The organism is Mycobacterium sp. NGS17, from assembly GCF_059813205.1.
This window is the reverse complement of sequence record NZ_JCALED010000025.1, coordinates 1-1,439: the sequence shown is the minus strand read 5'-3', so window position 1 is coordinate 1,439 and position 1,439 is coordinate 1. Positions and strand designations below refer to the sequence as shown.

General features: G+C 63.2%; 1 protein-coding gene. It reads left to right on the top strand.

Annotated features, from left to right (window positions below; genetic code table 11):
* Positions 1 to 52: 52 nt before the first annotated feature.
* The gene (locus tag AC5Y7E_RS24180; protein ID WP_499950938.1) at positions 53 to 1,432 is read left to right on the top strand and encodes an IS30 family transposase; all 1,380 of its coding nucleotides are present in this window, start codon (positions 53 to 55) and stop codon (positions 1,430 to 1,432) included.
* Positions 1,433 to 1,439: the final 7 nt, after the last annotated feature.

The window sequence follows — 1,439 nt, the reverse complement described above, 5'->3', positions numbered from 1 at the left end:
GGCGGGCTCAAGCGGTCGCTGCAACACCTGATTGGTTGGGGGTGTTGTTTCGATGGCGTTTAAGGGGCGGGGCAGCAAAGAAGTTCCGGAGTCTGCGCATGCGGCTTTCCTTGAGGCGGTGAGGTCGGGGGTTTCGTTTTCAGTCGCGGCCACGATGGTCGGGGTTGCTGCTACGACGGGCAACAAGTGGGCCAAAGCTGCAGGCATCGCCGTGACCACGAGCCACTACGGCCATCGGTATTCAGCCGAGGTTCGTGAGGCGTTCTGGACGGCAGTGCGGACAGGAGCGGCCCCCGAACAGGCCGCTATGTCCGTCGGTGTGTCACGCAACCGCGCCCGAGCCTGGGTGACTCAGGCTGGCTTTGTGCCCAGAACACCAGCGCCGGCCGATCCGCCGGTCACGTCAGTCGATGCGGCTCGGCCAACACGAGCGCTGTTGAGCTTCATCGAGCGCTATCGATTGGAGCAATTACTCGAAGACGGCTGCTCACCGCAGAAAGCTGCGACGGTCTTGGGCAGACATTGCGACACGATTAATCGGGAGATCAGCCGTGGGCAGACCCCGTCGGGGTATCGGGCCCGAGTCGGTCAAGACGTAACCGAAGCCAACCGCGCACGGCCCAAATTGCGTCACCTCCAGGCCAGGCCCGCATTGTTGGCCGAGGTGGTGGCACGCTTGAAGAAGCGGCATAGTCCCGAGCAAATTGCGGGTCGGCTGCGTGAGGATTTCCCCAATGATCCGGAGATGTGGGTGTCGCACGAGACGATCTACCAAGCCATCTATGTCCAACCTCGCGGGGAGTTGGCCAAGCTGGTCAAGACCGCGCTGCGCACCGGCCGCACACAACGAAAACCGCAGGGCCGCACCGAGGCCCGCGGCAAGTTCAAAGACATGATCAACATCAGTGAGCGACCCGCTGAAGCTGAGGACCGCGCGATTCCCGGGCACTGGGAAGGCGATCTGATCTTGGGCAGCACCGCTTCAGGCTCGGCGATCGGCACCCTCGTGGAGCGCACCACCGGGTTCGTGGTGTTGCTGCATCTGCCCGGCGACCGCACCGCGGCCACCCTCGCAGCTGCGATATCGGCCAAGATCCCCGAGATCCCCGAGATCCTGTGTCGCTCACTGACCTGGGACCAAGGCAGCGAGATGGCGCTGCACACCAAAATCACCGAGGCCACCGGACTGCCGATTTACTTCTGCGATCCGCACAGCCCCTGGCAGCGTGGCACCAACGAAAACACCAACGGCCTGCTGCGCCAATACTTCCCCAAAGGCACCGACCTGTGGTTCTACGGCCCAGGATGGCTCGACCAGGTCGCCGCCGAACTCAACGCCCGGCCCCGCAAACGCCTGGGTTGGCGCACCCCCGCCGAAGAACTCGACCGATTACTCTCAAATCCGTCCACATTCACTGCAGCCACCGCTTGAATCCAAG

Bases quoted from the DNA above. Each gene is read 5' to 3' on its own strand.
- AC5Y7E_RS24180 (WP_499950938.1), top strand. From the start codon at position 53: ATGGCGTTTAAGGGGCGGGGCAGCAAAGAAGTTCCGGAGTCTGCGCAT.